The following is a 23417-nucleotide window of genomic DNA, read 5'->3' on the forward strand; positions in this document are numbered from 1 at the left end:
CAGCAACATCACACACCTCATGGAACGCTCGATATTTGTTATGATCGGTTTACCACACGATTTTCAGTGATATCCCAAACCAAACCTGTTTATCACTGTTGGTTAGGCTTATGGCCCTTCAGACGTGTTAACCTGATATTGAATCAACAGCCGTACCAACTAAGAATTTTCTGGTTTATCTTATGGCGAGCGCGCCTGAAAGGCCCAGTCGGCTTCAAAATTGATGAACTATTAAATGCTCGTAAAAGGCAATCTTATATTTTTGCCGGATACACGACGATAATATTGATATTCCGAGTTGGTGTAAGCGTGCTAAGTTAGTGATATCGCAGAATTGACCGTATTGTAACCAACAATACTCAATAGGGATTTTGAGTCATATATGCCTGAATTTCTTCATAGCTTGGAAGTCGGCGAACTTTCAATCCCCTAGTATCATAATCTTGGTTAATTAATCCGTTCTGGGCAAATGCATGCAACCATTCTTTTAAAGGATATGTTCCCCAAATGTTGCGATATCGCTGAGCATTATTCACAATATCTGATAAATGATTGATAGGGGGATCTACACGAGGGTGAAACTGATGCAACACCTTATCAGGCAAGATATACAACGACATGTCCGCCTGTTTGCAGCGTGTGGTAAAATCCACATCACTTACGCCGAAGCCTTCATACTGCTCATCAAAACAGCCAATCTTGATAAAGTCTCTTAGCAATATAGCGAACCAGTATGTATTGAACCCGCTAAAGTGTGGGTCGTCTTGCCTGAAGCAATAATCTTCATCCGGACGGCACTGTGCTTCCTTCTGCAACGCAGAATAATTAAAGGTTTTGGGTGTGTGACACAAATAAAGAATTTGGCTGGTCACTACTCGTCCGGGTCGCATTGCCTCAACCACATGGGTGAAAAAGTTGTGCGGACACAGACAATCAACATCCATGTAAATTATATGCTCATGCATACAAGCCAAAAATCCCTTATTGCGGGCTTTCGTAATTGGCAATACATCGTGAGTCATAAACTTGTGGCGGATTGAAAAACAGGGGCTGGTCAACAATGATGTGGGGCACGGTGAAGTCATCCATACCACAATAAGTTCATCGGGTTTTTGGTCGGCCTGTTCGATGCTTGAGACCAGGTTAATTAACTGGTCGATCCGGTTCTTCACTATGGTTACAACGCTGACAGATGGATGCATATTGTTGTCCCTCCTTAGCACAATGCAGATACTGAGCACGGAACTGCAACATTAAAACGTCCCGACAATACTTCCGACGACCTACAGCTACCCACAAAAATGGCTAACGTGTCACCGATAGTTGATTTGTTACAACCGGTAAACAAGCGTAATTTGTGCCAGTCTGATAAATAGAAAATAATTCGAGATTAAGGGAAGTTTTGCCGCGCCGAATGGCATCAGTAAGGTGTTAAGCGACCTCTAAAAAAAATAAACATCAGATGACTTAATAGGAAGAGTATTAATTTTAGTAAATATTACATCGTATTTACAATGTTGTATGATAATTTGCTCAACACTATTGTTTTTATAAGAGAAAACTATGCGGTGGAGTATTTTATTGCTGACGCTAGTCAGTTTGTCGGGTCAGGCATATGATCGGATAACCGGAGAGCCGTTTGCAAGCCGGTCTGAAGTATTAGCGCAACAGGGTATGGCAGCCACTAGTCAGCCCCTCGCCACTCAGGTAGCGCTCGATATTCTAAAGCAGGGCGGTAACGCTGTTGATGCGGCAATTGCGGCGAATGCAATGCTGGGTTTGGTCGAACCAACCGGAGCTGGTATCGGTGGCGATCTTTTCGCTATAGTCTGGTCAGCGCAAGATAAAAAGCTTTTTGGTCTGAATGCGTCAGGTCGCTCTCCCAAAAGTTTGAAAAAAGAAGAATTTGCAAAATTAGGACATGCCAAAATCCCTACTTTCGGACCTTTGCCGGTATCAGTACCTGGTGCGGTAGATGGCTGGTTTGCATTACACGATAAATTTGGCAGTTTGCCTATGCAAACCGTGTTAAGTCCGGCTATTGGCTATGCGCGTCAGGGATTTCCGGTGTCTGAGCTTATTGCCTATTACTGGCAGATGAACCAGGACAGAATAGGACACTACCCGGGTTTTGCAGAAACCTTTTTAATTGAAGGCAAAGTACCCCAAAAAGGAGATATTTTCCGAAATCCTCATCTTGCTGCCACATACGAAAAAATTGCCACTGGCGGTGCCGACGCTTTTTATAAAGGTGACATAGCACATACCATCGACGCTTATATTAAAGAGCAGGGCGGTTACCTTAGTTATAGCGACTTAGCCAGTCATACCAGTGAATGGGTAGAGCCGGTTTCGACCAACTATCGAGGTTATGATGTTTGGGAGTTGCCACCTAATGGCCAGGGCATTGCTGCACTTCAAATTCTTAATATTATGGAAAACTTTGATGTAGAAGGCATGGGTTTTGGCTCTACAGACTATATTCACACTTTTGTAGAAGCAAAAAAGTTAGCGTTTGCTGACCGCGCGAAATTTTATGCCGACCCCGCTTTTAATCGTATTCCGGTACAACAGCTTATTAGCACAGACTATGGCCGTAAGCGCGCCGAGCTAATTAACCCCGGACAAGCGGCGAAGCGGGTAGATGTTGGCATCAATAAAGGCGATACGGTATACCTTACGGTAGCCGATAAGCAAGGCAATATGGTGTCGCTAATTCAGAGTAATTATCGGGGCATGGGCTCAGGTATGACCCCGCCGGGACTGGGTTTTATACTACAAAACAGAGGGGAATTGTTCACTCTTGAGCAAGGACATTTTAACGAATATGAGCCTGGTAAGCGGCCCTTTCATACCATCATCCCTGGCTTCATTACCAAAAATAACCAGCCCTACGCCAGTTTTGGAGTGATGGGCGGGGCTACACAACCCCAGATGCATGCGCAAATTGTAATGAACCTGGTCGATTTTGGAATGAATCTACAAGAAGCGGGCGATGCTCCGCGTATGTTGCACAGCGGCTCATCAAGTCCAGTAGGCGCGATGATGACTAGCGGTGGTCAGGTACATTTAGAGCACGGCGTTACACCAAAGGTTCAACGAGCACTACTTGAGCGTGGTCATACTCTACAGCCAGCTATTGGGGTATATGGTGGTTACCAAGCCATTATGTATGACGCAGAGCAACAGGTTTATGTGGGTGCTTCTGAAAGCCGAAAAGATGGACAAGCTGCGGGCTATTAGCCACACTTGAAACAAAACTAAGCACAATCATTTAGTTAGTAACAAGGAATGGTTAATCCATGATGCAACCCCAAAAAGGTGTTTGCGCCGAACCCAGCTTACATGCGCAGTATTTATTGTTCAATGTAGTCGATGACGATCCGCAAATATTACGCGAAAAGCTTTCGCGTATTCTTGACGTTTTTGATGACTACGAAAACGAATACTTTGAGGCAATGGTCACCGGTATAATTGCCATTGGTGCTGGGTTTTGGGATGAACTTTACCCTGGCTCAAAGCCTACCCAGCTTAGTGCCTTTCCAAAAATGGAATGCGAAGACAGAAGCGCACCTGACACTGGTGGCGACGTATTTATACAAATACGTGCAGACCGGCTAGATGTATGTCACGCCATTGCCAATGAGGTAATGGCGTTGCTGCATTTACACGTTGAGCTGCAAGAGCAGGTTCAGGGGTTTCGGTATTTAGATGGCCGTGATTTAAGTGGATTTATCTATGGAGCGGAGAACCCTCGGGGTATGTTGCGCCGGCAAGTGGCAGTAGTCAACGGCGATATAGAGCCTGAATTTGAAGGCGGTAGCTACTTACATATACAGCGATATCGGTACGATCTACGACGCTGGCACACGTTGTCCTCTCGACAACAAGAACAGGTTATAGGTAAAACCCGCCAACACAATATCGACAGCAACGAACAATCAGCCTCTTCTCATTGTGTACGGGCACTTGCAGAATTACCTGAAGACCAAACCCCGACACTCATCAAGCAGGGGATGCCCTATGGCAACGTAATACTGCAGGGCTTGTTTTCAGTTTGTTGTGCTGCTTCAGGCAAAGCATTTGAATCTATGCTCTACAGCCAGGTTATTGGTAATTCCGACGGTGATTATGATCGCTGGCTGGACTTTGCCAGTGCCGAGACCGGGGGCGCTTTCTTTGCCCCGGCAATAGGATTTATCAGACATCATGCTAGCTAATTTATATATGCTGTTTTCTGGTTAGCCTGTGATTGTTGCAAGTCCGGAGTGCTGTGGGAGAGAAACTGAGTAGCCTGTGTATAAAGCTGTAAATGGACACCCACTTTATAAAAAGAAAAGCATCAGAATACCTTAGGGATGTTCAGGCCGGATGTTGGCGACAGATAAATCCAAAAGAGGCTGTTTTAGCCATAGGTATCCACACGTTTCGAATTAATCACAAACAATCAGCAGGTGGGTGTCCAGGTTCGCTTCCAGGTTCGCTTTCTGATATTAGTTTTCGATGGCTTAGACGTTTGCTGGTTAATGACTTGTTATTGGTAGGGTATAGGTACTTTTCAGAGGACTTGTGTTAGAGGACTTGTGTTAGGACACACTCAATTATTCGTAGGTGTTCCAGAAGCAGGGCTTTTATCAGTGGAGCAGAAACACTTAAATAAACCGTGATAGCAATCAATTTCAGTTAGAAGTAGCTCGTTGCTCGGCCTGGTCTGACATGGAAGGAAAGTGGGTGTCCAAAATAAATATGGGTGTCCTACGCTACTTTCTCCTACGCTACTTTCTCTAGGGTAATTCTCTTCAGTAACTCGTGATAGTAGTCAATTTTAGTTAGAAGTAGCTCGTTGCTCGGCCGGGTTTGACATGGATGGAAAGTGGGTGTCCAAAAATAAATGTGGATGCTCAATTATTCGTAGGTGTTCCAGAAGCAGGGCTTTTATCAGTGGAGCAGAAACACTTAAATAACTCGTGATAGCAATCAATTTTAGTTAGAAGTAGCTCGTTGCTCGGCCTGGTCTGACATGGAAGGAAAGTGGGTGTCCAAAATAAATGTGGGTGTCCTACGCCACTTTCTCTAGGGTAATTCTCTTCAGTAACTCGTGATAGTAGTCAATTTTAGTTAGAAGTAGCTCGTTGCTCGGCCTGGTTTGACATGGATGGAAAGTGGGTGTCCAAAATAAATGTGGGTGTCCTAGGCTAGTTCTTCCTAGGCTAGTTCTTCCTAGGCTAGTTTGCTAAAGTATATTGCTTTTAGGAATTTCATATTCAAGGAGACTTTCATAATGCGGCTCTTTTTTTTGTTATTACTTCTGCCTTTTTTGGCGTCAGCTAAAATAGATATCGCTCTGCAAAGTCAATTATTGCAGATGGCTGAAGTTGACCAGGCTGTTCGCAAAAAACTCTCTGATGCAGGGTGGCATGATGCATCCGAAGAATTACGGAACAAAGTAATAACCATAGACAAACAAAACACCCTTAAATTGAAGGCTCTACTTTCTGGCCGTACATGGTTTACCAAATCAGAAGTGGGGGAGGATGGTATGAGCGCTGCCTTTTTAATCGTTCAGCACTCTGCTGATTACAAATTCAAAGAAAAAATGCTGCCGCTGCTCAAAAAGTCTTATACCAATGGTGAGGGGATTACGGGTCAGGAAGTCGCTCTTTTAACTGATCGTATTCGCATAAATAAAGGACAAAAACAGCTTTACGGTACTCAGGCTGACATTAGTACCGGGAAAGTTATTTTTGAGCCTATCGAAAACCCCGATACGGTAGATAGCCGCCGGGCCAGGATGAAAATGCCTTCGCTGGCACTCTACAAAAAGCTTTTAGAAAAAATGTATGGTCTAAAAGAACACCCCGACATAGATTTAGACTAAGTTGCCTATTTCGGGCGAAGCTTCTAAACACCGATAAAGTGCTTTACCGCTTACCCCACTGAGCTTGCTTCGTTGGCCCCATCCCAGTTTTCGTCCAGCTCGCGTTGGCGTAACTGTTCTATCACTAAGATGTGATGACGAGGTAGTGAGTCTGTCGGGTTTTTGCCTACGGCTTTATAAAAGTGTAACAATGCGCCGTCCCAGTCACGCTCGATTCGACATTTCAGGCCTTCAGAAATTTCAGTTTGTATTGCTTGCCTGCGTTTTTGCTCATCTTTGGATAAATGATTAAGTACTTCATAAATGCGCAGTGGCGTGCGCCGCCCTTTTACTCTGACCCAATCAAGCAGCCGGGTTTGCAAACCGGGGCTATCACCTAGTATGTCACGCATCTGTTCACTTATAATAATATCGGCGTTAAAGCGTGGCGTTAGCGTTTCTAAACGATAGGCAATATTAACACTGTCGCCAATAACCGTAGTATCCATGCGATCTTCACTGCCAACGGTGCCTAAAATTACATCGCCAAAATGTAAGCCAATACCCACGCCTAATGGTTCATAGCCCGATTTTGCCCGATGTTCATTGTAAAGCGACAGCGCTACGCGCAAATCCAGGGCAGCCTGTAATGCATCGGCCGCCTTTTGTTTGGCAGTGCCTCCGGGATGGTCAAACAAGGCCATAATGGCGTCGCCTATAAACTTATCGATAAACCCCCGGTTTTGATGGATAGGCTCATTCATGCGGCAAAAATACGAGTTGAGAAACCGCATAAGTTGCTGTGGTTGCATTATCTCAGATAGGCCGCTAAACCCACGGATATCACAAAACAAGATGGCTACTTCATCTTCTGCTGCGTGCCCTAATCTAAGTTCAGTGGCCTGACTCTTAGCCAGATGGTCTACAAACTGTCGGGGCACAAACTTTTGGAATGTATGGGTAAGATCCAGCGCTTCGTCGGCACGTTGTCGATACATACGTGCCTTTTCTTGTTCGGTTTCTGCCAGGGGGCCTTGGTGATGACTGAATACTCGCTCATTAGCCACGCGCAATGCGTGTTTTGATTGGCGCAGTGACACGGTAGCCCAAATCCCATAGATACAGGCCGTGACTGCCACACATAGTAGTAATATCGTCAATCCAGCCATCGCGATCCCTCTTTTTATATGACCTGTTAAAGACTGGCAAACACCTTGTCAGCGGCGGCCAGAGTCGCTTCTATCACGGTTTCATCATGCAACTTAGAGACAAAGCCAGCCTCGTACGACGCTGGGGCTAAATAGACACCCTGCTCTAGCATTCCATGATAGAAACGTTTAAACCTTTCAGTATCGCAGTTAGTAGCCTGCTGATAATTAGTCACTTTATCAACATCTGTGAAGAAAAGTCCAAACATACTGCCTGCTACATTAGTTGTAAGAGCAATACCATGCTTGTCGGCAAGTTGTTGCATACCCTCTGCCAGTTTTTGTGTATTTTCAAAAATGCTGTCGTACAGTGTAGCATCTTCAAGTTGCTCTAGCGTAGCCAGACCAGCGGCCATGGCTACCGGGTTCCCCGACAGGGTCCCTGCCTGATAAACCGGTCCGGTAGGCGAAACATAGGTAATAATTTCTTTTTTTCCACCAAATGCGCCCACCGGCATGCCGCCACCAATAACCTTACCCAGGCACGTCATATCTGGCGTAACCTGATAACGCTGCTGAGCACCGCCCTGAGCCACTCTGAAACCGGTCATGACTTCATCAAAGATAAGTATGCTGCCGTGTTCATCGCACAACTCGCGCAAGCCTTCTAAAAAGCCGGGTACAGGGGGGATGCAATTCATATTTCCGGCTACCGGCTCAACAATAATGCAGGCAATATCGTCACCTTCCTGGGCAAACACCTCTTTAACGCTGTCGATATTGTTAAAGTCCACCGTAATAGTGTGTTTAGCTACTTCATCGGGTACACCCGGAGAACTGGGCACGCCCATGGTTAATGCTCCTGAGCCGGCCTTAACCAGCAAAGCATCCGCATGACCATGGTAGCAGCCTTCAAACTTTACTATTTTGTTGCGATTAGTATAGCCTCGGGCGATTCGGATAGCAGACATGGTGGCTTCGGTGCCCGAATTTACCATCCGTACCATTTCCATTGAGGGTACCAGCTGGTTAATTTTTTCTGCCATCAGAATTTCGGCTTCGGTAGGCGCACCAAAACTTAAGCCGCTGGCTGCGGCTTCAATTACCGCTTCTCTGATTTTATCGTTGTTGTGCCCTAAGACCATCGGCCCCCAGGACAGCACATAGTCGATATAGCGTTTGCCGTCAGCGTCCCACATATAAGGACCATCGGCTTTTGTTATAAAGCGCGGCGTTCCGCCTACCGCTTTAAATGCGCGTACCGGAGAATTTACCCCACCAGGAATCGTTTGCTGTGCGCGGGTAAATAAGGCTTCAGATTTTTGCATATTATTCGCTACTCTTATTGCTGTGCCATATAACGTCTTTTTCGTAACGGGTAAGCAGGTGCTCAACACCTAACGTTAGCGCAAATAACGCCATTCTAACCAGTACACCGTTATCGGTTTGTCGAAATATGGCAAGGTTTGGATTTTGATTCAGGTCGTTGTCCAGCTCGTTAGCTTCAGCACGAGAGTCTCTGGGCAACGGATGCATAATCACAGTTTTAGACTGAAAATGTTTGGTATATATCGACTGGTTTAAACGAAACTTACCGCGATATCGATTGGCTTCGGCCTGAGATTCGAAACGTTCTTCCTGAATGCGGGTTTGATAACAAATATCGGCATTCAGAGAGCCCTCAAGCCTGGTACTAATGGTAAGTCGGTGCCCCGCGTTTTCGATAGCATCAATTACCGGGGTCGGCATGGCCAGCTCGGGCGGTGACACCAACGTAAAATGTATGTTTTTGTACAGACACAGCAGCCGTGACAATGAGTGTACGGTGCGCCCATAGCGTAAGTCGCCAATCATCGCTATGTGGAGTCCATCAATACCTTTACCTTCGTATCTGAGCTCCCGTTCAATAGTAAAAAGATCGAGTAGCGCCTGGGTGGGGTGCTCATTGGCGCCATCACCACCATTGATAACCGGAACCCGACTACCTTGCGCAAATTCAGCTACTGAACCGGCGGCGGGATGGCGCATAGCAATAATGTCTGAATAACCACTAAGGACCCGGGCGGTGTCATACAGCGACTCGCCTTTAGCGAGTGCCGAGCTGGACATGCCAGTGGTTTCTCTGACCTCGCCCCCAAGCAGGTTAAACGCCGTGCCAAAGCTCACCCGGGTACGGGTACTGGGCTCAAAAAACAGGTTTCCTAATATAGCGCCATCTAGCACAGTAGTACGCTTTTGTCTTTTGGCATAAGGCTGCATCATATTAGCTACAGCAAAGACTTTTTCAATAGCGTCACGGTCAAGCTGGCTGACCGAAAGAATATGATGACCGGTAAACTGCGACATAAGTGCCTCACCTGAAAGTGTTGAAGGCTTAGTTTAGCAAACTCCCGTCAGGGTGTAGAGTCGCCGCTCTAACAATCTGATTAATTGGGTCAGTTAAGTAAAATTTAATTCAAAACAAAGCGACCAAAATGCTCTATGGTCGTATTCATCAATACATAATGTAAACTATGTACTTTAAAACTAGCTTATTAAAATACGGTCGTAATAATGAAAAAGTCGCCACGTCATTCGCGTCAATCCTGGTGGCAAACAAGTTGCGTCGCGTGTCGTCGAACCCGCCTATACATTATATGGGCAATTCTAATGTTGGTGGTATATTTGTATGTCTTCAGGTGAGTCTGCGCCCATTTATATCAAGGCCATGTCTAAGCGTAATGGTTTTACTACGTTGCTTATTGGCATGGTGGGGCTATTGTTGTCAGTGATGTGGTTAACGCTGGCACCCGATTGGTTGTTTTTAGCGGGGATATTTTTAACCAGTGCGTCACTGGTTACGCTTTTAATCGGCTGGTTTAAACTGCGCGACCCCGACCATAGTATTGAAATTTCGCCTTCTCGTATTTTGTATCATCATCGGCGCGGCAACTGGGAAATTTTTTGGGACAATATTCAGCGAATCGATTGCCCCAGGGTGTCACAGGGTTTGGACCAGGTTGAACTGGATGCTGTAGGTATCCGGCTTAAATCTTATGCCCCCTTTTTACATAGAGTATCTCCGCGGTTGGCTACTCATCTGTTGATGGAACAGCGTCCATTGCTTATCCATAGCCACGACAAAAATTGCCGTACCGGCGATTGCTTTAACCAGGAAATGTTTAATGACCGGCATTACACCCTTGAAGATGGTCACGTTTTAACCGGTATAAAAGCGATGTTGGCTAACAGAATGTCTCAGTTAAGAACGCAGCTGGGTTATGACATTTATATTTCGGGAGCTGACCTGGACCGCTCTCCCATGGAATTTGTACACTTTTTAAGACAATGCCAGCAAACCCGTCCTGACACCAAACAAGTGGTCGTATAAAACGCGCGTCAAAGGCTTATGAACCCGGTTCTACAAGTAGCTCACTACCTTGTGTCTGTACATTTTTTGCCTCAGCTAAAAACGCGGTGACAAGTTCTGCTACCAGCATATATTGCTGACGCTTCAGAGCGCTTTCTAGCTGGTCGGTGATTCTTTGCAGCGCAGGCACACCGGTGTAACAACAGGCGCCGTGAATACGGTGAACATGACGTTGCAAGGTATCATAGTCGCACTCCTCCCACGCTGCCTCTATATGCTGCACTGACTCAGGCAGCAATCGCAAAAAGTCTGTCAGTAGTTCGCGAGCGGTTTCTTTATTGTGATTGGTTCGTCTGGTGGCCAGTTCCCAGTCAAGCGTTGTGGTATTTATCTCTGGTGCATTTTGAGTTTGACACCACCGCCGTATAAGGTCGAGCAGACCGCTTATTTCCATTGGTTTGGGTAAATAGTCATCCATTCCCGAAGCCAGCAGCCGCTCTTGTTCTTCTTTAAAGGCATGCGCGGTCACGGCAATAATGGGGGTGCCTAAGTTTAATGGCGTTTTGCGAATTGCCCGGGAAGCTTGTAAACCATCCATCCCTGGCATTTGTACATCCATTAAAATCATGTCGTATTCAATACTCTGGCAACGATTAACTGCATCCTGGCCGCTCATCGAGGTGGTTAATTCTATTGGGCTATCAGCCAGCCAGGTAGTAAGCAGTTTCAGATTCATTTCCATGTCATCCACTGCCAGTATACGTATGCCGGGCAACCGGTTTAGCTTATGCTGCATCGGATTTTTGACCTGATTAATTTTGCGATGCTGCAAATCATCAAGCTTGGATAAGGTTAACGGCATACGTACCTGAGTATCAAAATGTTGCGTCAGGCTGGGGTATTGGTTGAAGGGCTCTGGGCCTGAATACCACAAAATGCGTTTGCCGGCTTTAAACTGAATTAAATTACCCAGCAGGGCATCACGAGCTACCAACATACTGCCGGGCACGGTAGCAAACAAAAAATCAGGCTTAACCTCTAGAGTATGTAAAAACGCAATGGTTTCTACGCAGTGTACCTTTGCCCCCAACGCGGTCAGCATTTGGGCGCTGGCATGTCGGGTTTGTGGAATCGGGTCAAAAATAACCACGTGTTTATTAAGCCAGTCTGCGGAAGGCTTTAGAGTACTTTTTTTACTTAGCCGGTTAGTATGCAGGGTGATGATGAAGGTACTGCCCAGCCCGGGTTCGCTGCGTAAGTCCATTCTACCAGACATCAGCCTTACCAGTTCGCGGCAAATAACCAGGCCTAGCCCGGTGCCCTGATAACTTCGGTTTAACGCATCATCTACCTGAGAAAAGGCACTAAATAGTTTTTTTCGATCCTGACGACTGATGCCAATACCGGTATCTTCAATAGTAAAAGTAAGTTCGTGATTGCCATGAGGCAAAGCACGTCCTTTCACACCTAAGGTAATCGTGCCCGTGGACGTGAACTTCAAAGCATTGCTCAACAAATTATTTAAAATTTGCTTAATTCGGAACAAGTCACCAATCAGCTTTTCAGGCAGAGGACCTAAATCGAACACAAACTCCAGCCGCTTAGAATGGGCCGATTTTGACATGATGGTGACCATTTCTTCTAACAACTGATTAGGCTCAAAAGGCTGATTACTGATTTGCAGTTTGCCGGCTTCAATCTTAGAAAAATCGAGAACATCGTTTACGATACTCAGCAAATTGTCTGCTGCGGTATTTACAATTCGTACTTGTTCCTGCTGGTCGGCGGGCAAGGTTGCATTACCCAGTTCCCGACTAAACCCTAAAATGGCATTCAGTGGCGTTCGAATTTCATGGCTCATGTTGGCCAAAAACTGCGACTTTACATTACTGGCTTTAATCGCATCTTTGCGGGCAATATCAAGCCGCGCATTTTGCTCTTCGATTAATTCCATATTATTGCGCAAGTCGTCGGTGGCCTGATCTACCTCAGCTTCAAGTTTACTTCGGTTCTTTTCCATTAACGCCAGCGAAAACAACGCCGCTTCTAAAAACACGCCTACCTGAAAACAGTATGTGGTAAATTTGGTCGAGGGAAGCAGCCCTGTCAGACTTAATATTCCCACCACGGCGCTAAGCGCTAAAACTGTCCAGGCAAAGGTAAAATATCGCGCGGGCTGAAAACGATTGCTTAACGCCTCAAACCCAGCATAAAGGTAGCTGCAGACACTGGCTATACCCACACCATAAACAAGGTTGTGTTTCAATATAGTTGGCAAAATACCGGTTACACATATCAGGCCTAATAGTATTTGTATTACCAACAACGAAACCACTACCGGGTGAGCCGTCGGCGCGTTAATTCGGGTTTCCAAAAAATAAAGAGTAAAAAGCCCCGCCATAAGTCCGTTAATAACAAACAGCAACTCTGTATGGTGCATAATCCACACTGGCGACTCGCCACCATTAACAACCTGTAAGTGGCCCCCCCATACAAACTGCCACATTGTCACGGCGGCAATGTAACCCACATAAGCCAGCAAACTAACTTCTTTGGCACTAAAAAAAATGACCAGGTTATACACGGCCAGAATAAACAGGCCTCCGTAAAATAGCCCCCACATAGTACTGTCTATTTGTACCGATAGACTGTGCACAGGTTCGGGGGCAACGGTAAGGGGTACAATCAGGCTTGAGGAGCTGCTTTGAACTCTTATAAATAACTCGATGGGGGTGGCTATTGGCAGGTCGGCTCGTAAGGTTGGGTTACGAAAAAGCTGTTCAGATTGCAGTTTTCCCTGATGACTTTCAAGCAACAACACCCCGTCGGACACTAAATAAAAATCAACTTTATCAAGCTGCGAAAATTCGATATTGAACACCCAGCTTTGTAAATTACTTACGTTACTTAGTTTATTTGTTAACCACAGGCCATTATCCCGAAAGCCGAAGTTAGGATTGCCGCCCATGAACCATTGAAAACTTTGTTGTCGTTCAAGAATTTGGTCAATAGTAAGAGGTTCATCGTCTTCGTAGTACAAAGCAAAGTTATCGGACAGGTTTACTTTCGCATCTTCGTCAAATAGCTGAATAGTCGACTGGGCATGGCTAACGGTTGGCCATAGCACTGATGCTGAAAAAATTGTTAACCAAATCAATAGTACTACGCGCATAGTGATAGCATTAAACCAACCAGGAAAGTTGTCTATTAAAACACCAACGCGGGGTGAATTACAAAAATTCTGACCGTTTATTTTGGGGTCTTTGATGTTGGGTATATGTAACGACTGACCACCAGCAAAGTTGCGTTGCAAAGCGCTTTGCCCCAAAATGGCAATAGATGCAGTGGCCAGCCAACAACGAAAAAAATCCATGAGCGATCAAATAACAATCAGTCAGGACGGAATCGAACAACTTCCGTTAAGCCGCTTTACCGAAGATGCCTACCTGAATTATTCCATGTACGTCATTATGGATCGGGCATTGCCAAACATTGCTGACGGGCTAAAGCCCGTGCAGCGACGTATTATCTATGCAATGTCAGACCTGGGACTGTCAGCGACCGCCAAGTATAAAAAGTCGGCCCGTACCGTGGGCGACGTGCTGGGTAAATTTCACCCCCACGGCGACTCAGCCTGTTACGAAGCCATGGTATTGATGGCGCAGCCTTTTTCGTATCGCTACCCATTGGTCGACGGACAGGGTAACTGGGGCGCACCGGATGATCCTAAATCGTTTGCAGCAATGCGTTACACCGAAGCCCGGTTATCGCGGTTTTCTGAGCTGTTATTAAGCGAACTGGGACAGGGCACGGTAGATTGGGTGCCTAATTTTGACGGAACCTTATCAGAACCAAAAGTATTACCGGCTCGTCTGCCGCATATTCTACTGAACGGAGTAAGTGGTATTGCGGTAGGAATGGCAACCGATATCCCTCCCCATAACTTGCGTGAAGTCGCCCACGCCTGCGCCTATATGCTGGATAATAGTAAAGCTCAGTTAAACGACATACTAGAGATTGTACAGGCACCTGATTATCCGACCGAGGCCGAAATTATTACGCCGCGTGCGGACATTACCAAACTGTATGAAACGGGACGGGGCTCGCTTAAAATGCGCGCGGTCTATCATGAAGACAACAGCGATATTATTATCACTGCGCTGCCTCATCAGGCTTCTGGTGCAAAAATTCTGGAGCAAATTGCTGGCCAGATGCAGTCTAAAAAACTTCCTATGGTCAGTGATTTGCGCGATGAGTCTGATCACGAAAATCCTACCCGATTGGTTATTACCCGGCGTTCGAACCGGGTCGATTCACAACAGCTGATGCTGCACTTGTTCGCTACAACTGACCTGGAAAAAAGCTATCGGGTGAACCTGAACATGATTGGGCTGGATGGGCGCCCGAAGGTTAAAGATCTTCGAACTATACTGTCTGAATGGCTGGAGTCGCGTAAAAATACCGTAACCCGTCGTTTGCAGTACCGTTTAGACAAGGTGTTGGCACGTCTGCATATTCTGGAAGGTTTGCTGGTCGCCTTTTTAAACATAGATGAAGTCATTGAAATTATTCGCACGTTTGACAAGCCTAAACCCGAACTGATAGACCGGTTTGGCCTTAGCGACAAACAAGCTGAGGCAATTCTTGAGCTGAAATTGCGTCATTTGGCCAAACTTGAAGAAATGCGGATTCGGGGTGAACAAGACGAGCTTGAACAAGAAAGAGATAAACTGCAACAGTTATTAGGTTCAGACCGCCGTCTAAAAACGCTTATCAAAAAAGAGATTTTGGCTGATGCCGAAAAATATGGTGATGATCGCCGTTCGCCACTAAAAGAGCGCATTGAGGCCAAAGCATTATCAGAAAAAGAATTGATACCCAGTGAAGCCGTAACCGTGGTGTTGTCTGAAAAGGGCTGGGCACGATGTGCCAAAGGCCACGATGTTGATGTGTTAGGGTTAAACTACAAAGCGGGTGACAACTATAAATCCAGCGCCTCTGGGCGCAGCAACCAGCCGGCGGTATTTATGGACACCTCGGGTCGGACCTTTGCCTGCGATGCGCATTCACTGCCCTCAGCCCGCAGCCAGGGCGAGCCACTAAGCGGCCGGTTTAGTTTGGCGGGTAAAGAGCAGTTCACCCGGGTGTTAATGAGCCCTGAAGAGCAGCCATTCTTATTGGCCTCAGATGCAGGGTACGGGTTTGTAGGCAAATTTGGCGACATGATCAGTAAAAACAAAGCAGGTAAGGCTTATCTTAGCTTGCCACAGTCGGCTGAGGTGTTACCTCCACAGCGAGTCAATGATATTACCACTGACCTGTGTCTGGCGATATCAAATGAAGGCCGGATGTTAATATTCCCTCTAAAAGATTTGCCTAGTTTGGGTAAAGGGAAAGGTAATAAAATTATTAATATTCCCTCAGCTAAAGTAAAAAGCCGTGATGAATTTGTAAAAGTGATAGCGGTGGTACCAAAGTCTGCTTCAGTACGGGTGCAGGCGGGCAAAAGGAATATGACATTATCGCCCGCTGATCTGGAACATTATTACGGCGAACGAGGCCGCCGTGGCAACAAGCTACCCAGAGGATTACAGCGAGTCGATGAAATAGAGGTTTTGGCAGAAACAGTCAGTTCATCTGAACCCGACCCCGAATAAACGGCGGCACAAACCCCAGACTGAGGAGCCGCATAGGCTCCTTTTTTTGTGCCGTGACTTTGTTTTAAATTTTCCAGACCCACGCTACCGGTCTTTTCAGACACGGCGCAAGCTTGCAAAGCCACGGCTGTCGCCTTTATTTTCCGGCTTTTATCCAGCTTAGTTACTCTTAAATAAATAAGCGTAACTAGGTTTAAACGCCTCCCAGCTAGCTAAGTTATGTGTGCCGGTATGCTCTAAGTCTCTTAAGTGAGAGCCACCGGTATAATGCAGGTAAGCCATATTGGCCGATTGCGCCGCCTGTAATCCCGCAGCAGAGTCCTCTATCACCAGACAATTTCCGGGCGTTACATTCATCTTCCTGGCGGCATGCAAAAACAGATCAGGGGCGGGTTTTCCGTGCACTACTTCATCTCGCGTAAAGCGATTGTTTGTAAAGTAAGTGCTCAGGCCCGTTGCCTCTAAGGCAAACTTTGTTCGTTCAGGGCTACTGCTGGTGGCCAGGCAGTATGGAACCTTCAATCCAGACAAAACCGTTTTTATGCCGGGCATAGGCTGCAGATGGTCAGAAAACAGTTGCTGCAATTCACGATAAAACACATCGACGTCAGTCTGGGTCAACACTAAAGAAAAGTCGATTTTTAAACGCTCAAGAACATGCTGTAAACTTTTACCTAAAAAATGCTCATTAAAGTAAGCTGCAGTCAATGCACATTGGCGAGGCTCCAACACGTTCTGCCATGCTTTTAACGATAAAACCTCGCTGTCTATGAGTACGCCATCACAATCAAAAATAACCATATCAATGGTGCTATTCATGCTGTTATCCCTAAACCTATTTAAAAAAATTGCCTTAAAAGGCTATGAGTTAGTGCACCCTTAGCTACTTTGCATTGCACGGCAGGTACTTCAGACCTTAAGGGTAATGTACCTGGCTCAAAACAACTTTTGTCACTCCCGTAATGCCTTTCTCACCACAACCTGCTGGTATTACAAAGGGCAATAGCACAACCGTCTTGGAGGCTTAATAAAAAGTGCAGTGTGAACGAGAAACGCAGCCTCGTTGCCTAAGAGTCTTGGTTTAATCGGCCTGATCTTCGCTGCTTTTTATCAATAATCTGCAGGAAACTTTAGAAGTGAGACCGGGTAGTTGCAGGCGATAATTTCACAGGTTAGACAGGCGGGCAATGACTATTTACCTGAGCTTAACATCAGGTTGTTATTATTTTACTCAATTCGCTACATTATTGAATAATAAAAGAGGCAAATAAATAGCTATAAACATCAGCGGCCTAGGCTGTTTTTAACACATCTTGATCAAACTTTATGTTAATTGTATTTACATTTAAATAGTTATATGTAGGATCGTCGGTGAGAAATAATTCACTCTTTTGGCAAATGCCCAGGCATAGAGTTTCATTAATTAATTTCGTGTCGCGCCGGCGTTTGTCTCCGCGCGGAAAGCCAAAGTATTGGCTTGCACTGTAAATAATCTAAAAGTGAGAAGCGTATGAGGTCGACATCTGGCAATGTTGATTTAAATCAGATCAGCGAAGAACAGCTACCGGTGGCTGAGCATAAGCTAAAAAACTGGAAACATTTTTTGGGCTTATATGCCGGAGAACATGTAGCCGCGACTGAATTTGTCTTTGGGGCTACCTTTGTGGCCTTGGGCGCGACAATGACAGACATTCTGTTGGGTCTGTTAATCGGTAACCTGCTCGCAGTACTGAGCTGGACGCTCATTACCACTCCCATTGCTGTAGAAACCAGAATGAGTCTGTACACATACCTGCAAAAAATTGCGGGCGACTCGATGACGCGTTTGTACAACTGGGCCAATGTCATCATTTTTACGGTCATTTCGGCCGCCATGATCACGGTATCTGCTACCGCTGTACGTTTTGCCTTAAATATACCGGCGCAACTGGACTGGTATCCCACTAACCTGGCTTTTGTCCTTGTTGTATTGGCGGTTGGCATCATTGTGGTTATTGTTGCGATGTATGGCTTTAATGCGGTCTCAGAATTTTCCGGTATCTGTGCGCCATGGCTCTTTATTATGTTTTTGAGCGGACCCCTCGTATTAATGCCGGTATTAGCTGAAGCGGTAATAGGACAAACTACGGTAGCCGGGTGGGGCGACTTTTTAGAGATAGGCAGTGCGTCGGTCTGGACCGGACTTAATGCAAATGGTGAGCCTGGAATTGGACTATTAGAGGTTATCGGTTTTTCCTGGGCAGCGAATACCATTACCCACTTTGGCCTTATCGATATGGCAATTCTGCGCTTTGCAAAACGCAAAGTTTACGGTCTGACCACCTCGGCGGGCATGTTATTTGGCCACTACATCGCCTGGATATCAGCCGGTATTATGGGCGCTGGTACCGCAATAATTGTACAAAAATCTATTGTTCAGCTTGACCCTGGGGATGTGGCTTACCATGCACTGGGCCTATCAGGCCTTGTCATTGTTATTGTGGCGGGTTGGACCACCGCAAATGCAAACCTGTATCGAGCCGGATTAGCCGCTCAGGCTGTATTTCCAAAAAGCTCACGTAACCGGACCACCTTTTTAGTCGGTCTGGTAACCGTAGCAATCGCCTGCTTCCCCTTTGTATTTACAAAGTTATTGCCGCTGCTTACGTATGCCGGATTGTTGGTGGTTCCTGTAGGCGCTATCGTTTTTGCTGAACACGTTCTGTTTCCCAAAATTGGTTTTAGCCGCTATTGGGCTTACTACCAGAACCTGACTCATAGTACGCCTGCGGTGGCTAGCTGGGGTCTGGGATTAGTCTTTGGTTTTGGTCTTAACATGCTTGATGTTATGTCGTTTTACTATTTATTTATTCCTACCTGGTTCTTCACTATCGGGGTTTATACGGTGTTAGCAGCAAAGTATGGGGCTAACCGAGAGTATCCTGAAGAAAAAATGGCGTTGGAATCTTTCTATAAACAGGTAAGGCAGCATCAGCAGCACGAGGCCGACGCCCAACCTGCATTTCAGCCAGATACTTCAATGTTTTCACGAGTTTTAAAGTGGGTGGCCGTCGGTAGCTTGTTAGTGACTCTTGCTTTGGCTCTGCAGACCTTTTTGTTCAGTTCAGGAATGTCGGAATATCAAAGCCATCGTGACTTGTTCTTTAATATCGCCTTTGGTTGTACGCTCATTTATTTTTCTTCTGCTTACTGGGCGATGCGTCGTCAAAAAGCGCTTTGTAAATAAGAGGTTGTTATGCAAACTTCAACAGCAAAAAAACTTAGCCGGCAAACTTTGTCGCAGCTGCCCACCACTATCGCTAAGCCTGACTATGCTATCGAAAAGGTAGAGACGGGTATTGTTCATATTGGCGTAGGGGGCTTTCATCGCGCTCACCAAGCCATGTATACCGACGCTTTTATGGCGCAAACGGGCGATCTTAGCTGGGGTATCTGTGGGGTGGGTTTACGCGAAGGCGATCGCCGCATGCAAGAAGCTTTGGCCAGTCAGGACCACCTGTTCACGTTAGTTGAAAAACATGCAGATGGTGAACGCAGTGCCCGGGTTATTGGGGCCCTGACTAACTTTATGTTGGCGGTAGACAACCCCAAAGCAGTTATTGAGCAACTCGCCAGTCCGTCGGTAAAGCTAGTGTCACTGACTATCACGGAAGGCGGCTACAATATGGACCCGTCTACCGGAGAGTTTCAGAGTGAAGATGCCGCGGTGCAACACGATCTGAAAAATCCTGAGACCCCTAAACAGGTGTTTGGCTACTTGATGGCGGGCTTAAAGTTACGTCAAGAGCGTGGACTCGCGCCTTTTACGTTACTGTCATGCGACAATATTCAGCATAATGGCTCGGTATTAAAGAAAATGTTGTGTGCCTACATTGAACTGGCAGATAAAGAATTTGCGCAATGGGTTACCGAGAATGTCGCATTTCCTAACTCTATGGTAGACCGAATTACTCCCACTACGACAACAGATGATATTGCGCAACTGGCCGAGTGTGGTGTTGATGATGCCTGGCCGGTGGTGTGTGAACCGTTTGCTCAGTGGATCATTGAAGACAGTTTCTGTCATGATAAACCCGCACTTGATAAGGTAGGCGCTCAGTTTGTGCAAGATGTTGCACCTTATGAAAAATTAAAACTGCGCATGCTTAATGCCAGTCATTCTATTTTAGGTTTGTGTGGCTCTTTAGCGGGTGTGCAGACAATTCATGAGTGTATGCAGCTTGATGAGTTTTACCATCTTTTGACCGTGTTTATGGAAAGCGAAGTTGCACCTACGCTTGACCCGGTTGCCGGTATCGATATTAAAGAGTATCAGCAAATTTTGTTAAAACGGTTTGCCAATCCGAATATCAAAGATACATTAACGCGTATCTGCTCACAAAGCTCAGCCAAAATCCCGGTGTTTTTGCTTCCTACTATTTTAGACAATCTGAAGCATACGGGTCGTTATCATATTGGCGCGTTCACTATAGCGTGTTGGTATTATTACAGCGCCCGGGGCTGCACTCAGGCTGGCGAGCCATTGCACATAGACGATAGTCTGGCAACTGAGCTGAAAGCTGGAGCCCAACGTGGCCCTGAAGCGTTTTTAAAACTTACCCATATTTTTGGAAATCTGAGCCAATTCTCAGAGTTTAACCATGTCTATATAGACGGGGTGAATCGATTACAACGGGGTGAGTCTGTCCAATCGATAATAACCGAACTAAGTTGCTAGCTTAAAAATAGTGTCATAACACAATCCTGGTCTATGTCCGGCCACAGCAAAAAACGGTTTGCTTAGGTATTAACAATGCTAAGGCAGCCGTTTTTTTAATACCTCCTATTCGGGTGTAACACGCTAAGCTAAGTACTTCCTTTTCTCTTAACGCCACTCTGGCGGGTAAATGGAGTACCTCCTATGTTAAGAAATTTTTCTATCGGTAAACGCTCGGCAGCCGCATTTGGTGTTATTGGCTGTTTTGTTTTAATTGTGGGGGCCGTAGGTATTATTAGTTTAAACAACCTGGCTGACCGCTTTAACCTGATTGTTGATCATCGCTCTCCTGCGTTGGTTTCTATTAAACAAATTGAATCACAGTTTTTCAAAGTTCGCTTAGAAAACGCGAATATTTTGCAAGCCAGTGCTTCGGCACGCAACCAATACAAAAGCAATTATGATTTGGCTAAGAATTCACTTAATGCCGCGTTACAGCGCATGCAAACGCTGGCCAAAGCGTCTGAAGCCCAACAACTAATAACCAATATCAGTACCGATATTGAACAGTTTTTCTCATTGCAACAACAGCAAATGCAACTGCTTGAACAAGGTCAGAAAGCCGCGGCTGTGGCTATGCAAAATGCGCAAATGAAAACCATTCGTGAGCGTACAGCTGGCAATATTGAACAGCTTGAAGCTTTTCAGGTAACCCGTATCACAGACAGTCAGTCGGAAGCACGCGATATGATTACCCGTACGCTTTGGGCCATCGCGCTGGTGAGTTTATTTGCTATAAGCTGTGTAATTATTTTTGCGATTACATTCACCCGGGCAATTGTAACGCCTATGCGCACCGCGCTTAATGCTGCTGAAGGTATTGCACGTGGTGAGCTGACTCAACATATTCAGGATGATGCCAAAGACGAAACCGGCATTATGCTACGGGCACTGAGTAACATGCAGTCGATGCTACATGGCACTATTTCGCAGATTCAGCATGCATCGGGTCGTTTATCGGTTACCGCTGAACAACTGGCTGTTGTCACCTCACAGTCAAGCCACGGGGTCGAGCAGCAAAGCGAACAGCTGGAACAGTCTTCAGCTGCGGTCACACAGTTATCGGTATCTATTGACGATGTAGCCCGTAGCGCAGATGCGACCTCGCAAGATGCCCGTGAGGCGCAGCAGGCTTCGATAGAGGGTGCGCAAAAGGTTGAGGAAAGCCTGACCATGGTGGACAATTTACTCAGTAATCTGGACTCCAGTGTAAAAGGATTAACCACGCTGGCCAGTGATATTGATAATATTGGGGCAGTGCTGGATGTTATTCGCGCTATTGCTGACCAAACTAACCTGCTAGCTTTAAATGCGGCCATAGAAGCAGCCCGCGCGGGTGAGTCAGGCAGAGGTTTTGCGGTGGTTGCCGATGAGGTCAGAGCGCTGGCTCATCGTACGCAGGTATCGACTGAAGAAATAGAGCAAATGATCAAGCGACTGCAAACGGGGAGCCAGAATACGGTCACCGCGATTAATACCAGCTTTACGGTAGCCCAACAAACACAGAAAATAGCTCAGGAGTCGGGAGCGGCACTGTCAAAAATCACTGGCTCAATTGAGCGTATGAACAAACAAACTGTGTCGGTGGCCAGTACTACCGAAGAACAAGCTCAGGTGTCAAAAGATGTTGATCGCAGCACATTAAAAATTAAAGCATTATCTGCTGATATTGCTACTGGGGTGAACAATACTCGAGAGTCCAGCGCCGAGTTAGCTAAATTAGCTGAAAACCTCAACGGGCTGACCCAACAGTTTTCAGTCTGAAAACTCTCTGGCTAAAACAAAAAAGCGCATAACGGATATTCCGCTATGCGCTTTTTTTATTATTGGCATTTAATCCACTATTTACTGTTCGTACTTTCAAAAATTTTATCGGCAGACGCAGCGACAAAACCCTGATAATAGTGACCATCAGGCATTTTATAGCGCTGGGCAAACTCATAAAAGCAACTTGGGATGAGCTTTGATTCTGTCTCAAATTTTACATAGGCATGGTCGGCCATGGTCGAAGACTGCGCTAAAAATACGTCTTCACCGCCTTTAATTTCGCCACCCGATGTATTGAGAGTAAATCCTGCGTTTTTCAACAGAGTATTCACGTCAGACAATTCCTGAGACTTGTTCAAAAAGTTAACGCTGACAGTGAAGTGGTTGGCACGAAAACCCCACGCAGCAAGCCAGGCTGCGTATTCTGATTCTTCTAACAAGGTTTCGTATTCGTCTTTTGTCAATGACCAGTGCTGACCTGAATAAAGAAAATTTTCTTTTTCCACCGCGGTCTCATCCATTTGCTCTACAAGCTTATGAATGATTTTTTGAACGGGGTCTGACATTTCCTGAACACGAAGTTCGCTTATGAAAACTTTGGGTTTTGTTTTATCAGGATGTTCAAAATGTTTGGCGTCTAATTTCTTAGCTTCGAAATCGTAGTCACCTTTTTCTTTATAGCCTAATGCTAAAAAATGCGCAGCCAGTTTGTCTAATGATGTTTTAGACAAATTAAACGTCCGAAACGCCACATGGTCATTAACAATGTGAGAATCGTTTTCGTTGTCTGCCAACAGCTCATGTATTTTATAAGCTGATGGCGTAATGTCGACGTAGTTTTCCCACAAGTTTTCAAATAATGTATCTACATTCGAATGCATAG

15 protein-coding genes are annotated in these 23417 nt (G+C 45.8%); 8 read left to right on the forward strand and 7 right to left on the reverse strand.

Annotation, left to right across the window (positions count from 1 at the left end; genetic code table 11):
• Nucleotides 1-359: 359 nt before the first annotated feature.
• Nucleotides 360-1202 (reverse strand): glycosyltransferase family 2 protein, encoded by an 843-nt coding sequence (locus JK130_RS06030; protein WP_218353370.1) that lies wholly within the window; start codon nucleotides 1200-1202, stop codon nucleotides 360-362.
• Nucleotides 1203-1563: 361 nt separating this feature from the next.
• On the opposite strand from JK130_RS06030, the gene ggt reads away from it, so the two are divergent.
• From ggt to JK130_RS06045, 3 genes are all read left to right on the forward strand, one after another.
• Entirely contained in the window at nucleotides 1564-3243 is a 1680-nt protein-coding gene (ggt, locus tag JK130_RS06035; protein WP_218353372.1) for a gamma-glutamyltransferase, read from the forward strand.
• Between the two features lie 59 nt (nucleotides 3244-3302).
• Nucleotides 3303-4220 (forward strand): Dyp-type peroxidase, encoded by a 918-nt coding sequence (locus JK130_RS06040; protein ID WP_218353374.1) that lies wholly within the window; start codon nucleotides 3303-3305, stop codon nucleotides 4218-4220.
• A 1010-nt stretch (nucleotides 4221-5230) separates the two neighbouring features.
• Nucleotides 5231-5878 carry a DUF6624 domain-containing protein gene (locus tag JK130_RS06045; protein WP_246587707.1) on the forward strand — a complete coding sequence of 216 codons (648 nt, stop codon included), beginning with the start codon at nucleotides 5231-5233 and terminating at the stop codon, nucleotides 5876-5878.
• A 50-nt stretch (nucleotides 5879-5928) separates the two neighbouring features.
• Here the strand turns inward: JK130_RS06045 and JK130_RS06050 are convergent, their stop codons facing one another.
• From JK130_RS06050 to JK130_RS06060, 3 genes are read right to left on the reverse strand one after another with little or no spacing between them, the layout of a single operon-like run.
• A complete protein-coding gene (locus JK130_RS06050) occupies nucleotides 5929-7026 on the reverse strand; it encodes an adenylate/guanylate cyclase domain-containing protein (RefSeq protein ID WP_218353376.1) in 1098 nt (365 codons plus the stop codon).
• A gap of 26 nt (nucleotides 7027-7052) precedes the next feature.
• Entirely contained in the window at nucleotides 7053-8333 is a 1281-nt protein-coding gene (hemL, locus tag JK130_RS06055) for a glutamate-1-semialdehyde 2,1-aminomutase (protein WP_218353378.1), read from the reverse strand.
• A gap of 1 nt (nucleotide 8334) precedes the next feature.
• Nucleotides 8335-9351, reverse strand: coding sequence for an aspartate carbamoyltransferase (locus JK130_RS06060; protein WP_218353380.1), 1017 nt, complete (start codon nucleotides 9349-9351; stop codon nucleotides 8335-8337).
• Between the two features lie 322 nt (nucleotides 9352-9673).
• Here JK130_RS06060 and JK130_RS06065 point away from each other — a divergent pair, with 322 nt between their 5' ends.
• Nucleotides 9674-10375, forward strand: a complete 702-nt coding sequence (locus tag JK130_RS06065; protein ID WP_218353382.1) for a DUF2982 domain-containing protein — start codon at nucleotides 9674-9676, stop codon at nucleotides 10373-10375.
• Between the two features lie 16 nt (nucleotides 10376-10391).
• Here JK130_RS06065 and JK130_RS06070 read toward each other — a convergent pair whose 3' ends face one another.
• Nucleotides 10392-13526, reverse strand: coding sequence for a hybrid sensor histidine kinase/response regulator (locus tag JK130_RS06070; RefSeq protein ID WP_218353481.1), 3135 nt, complete (start codon nucleotides 13524-13526; stop codon nucleotides 10392-10394).
• Between the two features lie 199 nt (nucleotides 13527-13725).
• Between JK130_RS06070 and parC the strand changes: the two genes are divergently transcribed.
• The gene (parC, locus tag JK130_RS06075; protein WP_218353384.1) at nucleotides 13726-16011 is read left to right on the forward strand and encodes a DNA topoisomerase IV subunit A; all 2286 of its coding nucleotides are present in this window, start codon (nucleotides 13726-13728) and stop codon (nucleotides 16009-16011) included.
• A 159-nt stretch (nucleotides 16012-16170) separates the two neighbouring features.
• On the opposite strand, the gene JK130_RS06080 is transcribed toward parC, so the two are convergent.
• The gene (locus tag JK130_RS06080) at nucleotides 16171-16830 is read right to left on the reverse strand and encodes an HAD family hydrolase (RefSeq protein WP_218353386.1); all 660 of its coding nucleotides are present in this window, start codon (nucleotides 16828-16830) and stop codon (nucleotides 16171-16173) included.
• A gap of 691 nt (nucleotides 16831-17521) precedes the next feature.
• On the opposite strand from JK130_RS06080, the gene JK130_RS06085 reads away from it, so the two are divergent.
• From JK130_RS06085 to JK130_RS06095, 3 genes are all read left to right on the forward strand, one after another.
• Nucleotides 17522-19237, forward strand: a complete 1716-nt coding sequence (locus JK130_RS06085; protein WP_218353388.1) for a purine-cytosine permease family protein — start codon at nucleotides 17522-17524, stop codon at nucleotides 19235-19237.
• A gap of 9 nt (nucleotides 19238-19246) precedes the next feature.
• Complete coding sequence (locus JK130_RS06090) at nucleotides 19247-20728, forward strand: mannitol dehydrogenase family protein (protein WP_218353390.1); 1482 nt, start codon at nucleotides 19247-19249, stop codon at nucleotides 20726-20728.
• Nucleotides 20729-20911: 183 nt separating this feature from the next.
• Entirely contained in the window at nucleotides 20912-22531 is a 1620-nt protein-coding gene (locus JK130_RS06095) for a methyl-accepting chemotaxis protein (RefSeq protein ID WP_218353391.1), read from the forward strand.
• A gap of 77 nt (nucleotides 22532-22608) precedes the next feature.
• Here the strand turns inward: JK130_RS06095 and JK130_RS06100 are convergent, their stop codons facing one another.
• Nucleotides 22609-23415: a DUF1338 domain-containing protein gene (locus tag JK130_RS06100; protein ID WP_218353393.1), complete on the reverse strand. Its 807-nt coding sequence runs from the start codon at nucleotides 23413-23415 to the stop codon at nucleotides 22609-22611.
• Nucleotides 23416-23417 lie beyond the last annotated feature (2 nt).

This window comes from Alteromonas lipotrueiana, from assembly GCF_019249245.1.
Classification (GTDB): domain Bacteria; phylum Pseudomonadota; class Gammaproteobacteria; order Enterobacterales; family Alteromonadaceae; genus Alteromonas; species Alteromonas lipotrueiana.

What these genes read in the sequence shown, in the direction of transcription:
- JK130_RS06030 (WP_218353370.1), bottom strand. Translation starts at nt 1,202, where the DNA reads ATGCATCCATCTGTCAGCGTTGTAACCATAGTGAAGAACCGGATCGAC.
- ggt (WP_218353372.1), top strand. Translation starts at nt 1,564, where the DNA reads ATGCGGTGGAGTATTTTATTGCTGACGCTAGTCAGTTTGTCGGGTCAG.
- JK130_RS06040 (WP_218353374.1), top strand. Translation starts at nt 3,303, where the DNA reads ATGATGCAACCCCAAAAAGGTGTTTGCGCCGAACCCAGCTTACATGCG.
- JK130_RS06050 (WP_218353376.1), bottom strand. Translation starts at nt 7,026, where the DNA reads ATGGCTGGATTGACGATATTACTACTATGTGTGGCAGTCACGGCCTGT.
- hemL (WP_218353378.1), bottom strand. Translation starts at nt 8,333, where the DNA reads ATGCAAAAATCTGAAGCCTTATTTACCCGCGCACAGCAAACGATTCCT.
- JK130_RS06060 (WP_218353380.1), bottom strand. Translation starts at nt 9,351, where the DNA reads ATGTCGCAGTTTACCGGTCATCATATTCTTTCGGTCAGCCAGCTTGAC.
- JK130_RS06065 (WP_218353382.1), top strand. Translation starts at nt 9,674, where the DNA reads ATGTCTTCAGGTGAGTCTGCGCCCATTTATATCAAGGCCATGTCTAAG.
- JK130_RS06070 (WP_218353481.1), bottom strand. Translation starts at nt 13,526, where the DNA reads ATGCGCGTAGTACTATTGATTTGGTTAACAATTTTTTCAGCATCAGTG.
- parC (WP_218353384.1), top strand. Translation starts at nt 13,726, where the DNA reads ATGAGCGATCAAATAACAATCAGTCAGGACGGAATCGAACAACTTCCG.
- JK130_RS06080 (WP_218353386.1), bottom strand. Translation starts at nt 16,830, where the DNA reads ATGAATAGCACCATTGATATGGTTATTTTTGATTGTGATGGCGTACTC.
- JK130_RS06085 (WP_218353388.1), top strand. Translation starts at nt 17,522, where the DNA reads ATGAGGTCGACATCTGGCAATGTTGATTTAAATCAGATCAGCGAAGAA.
- JK130_RS06090 (WP_218353390.1), top strand. Translation starts at nt 19,247, where the DNA reads ATGCAAACTTCAACAGCAAAAAAACTTAGCCGGCAAACTTTGTCGCAG.
- JK130_RS06095 (WP_218353391.1), top strand. Translation starts at nt 20,912, where the DNA reads ATGTTAAGAAATTTTTCTATCGGTAAACGCTCGGCAGCCGCATTTGGT.
- JK130_RS06100 (WP_218353393.1), bottom strand. Translation starts at nt 23,415, where the DNA reads ATGCATTCGAATGTAGATACATTATTTGAAAACTTGTGGGAAAACTAC.